The organism is Lactobacillus sp. C449L (assembly GCF_059900815.1).
The window spans coordinates 1-481 of sequence record NZ_JBWXGA010000126.1 but is presented as its reverse complement, the minus strand read 5'-3'; the positions used below and the strand labels follow the sequence as shown (position 1 = coordinate 481).

At 62.0% G+C, this 481-nt stretch carries 1 protein-coding gene; it reads left to right on the top strand.

The features are described 5' to 3' along the window. The coding region (locus AC2JF9_RS08635; RefSeq protein ID WP_500726946.1) for a TSUP family transporter at positions 1–481 on the top strand (481 nt) is incomplete at both ends.

The following is a 481-nucleotide window of genomic DNA, read 5'->3' as shown; positions in this document are numbered from 1 at the left end:
CGCCTATCTCGCTCGGGCCTGGATCGATTGGCGCATCATCCGCTATTCCACTCTGGGCCTAGCCGGCGCAGTGCTGCTCCTGGGGCTTGTCAGCTACGTTCCCAACCGGGCTGTCGTTTCGATCTGCGTCGGTCTTCTTCCAATCACGGCCTGGATACCGGCCCGATGGGCGCATCTTGATGCCGCCCGGCCCCTGCATGCCATCGGCTGCGGCTTCGTCTCCGGCGGGCTCAACATCGGCGTGGGCGTAGCAGGCCCTATCGTCGATGTGTTCTTCGTGCGCACGAGCATGGATCGCCGCCAGATCATCGCCACAAAGTCGGCGCTCCAAGTGCTCTCGCACATCGCCAAGATCATCTTCTACTCTGGATCGCTTTGGGTGCTTTCCAGCGCGGAACTCTCAGCCATCGGGATCGCGGCCCCATTCTCCGTTCTCGGATCCTTCATCGGCCATCGCATTCTTCTGCGGCTGACCAACGAA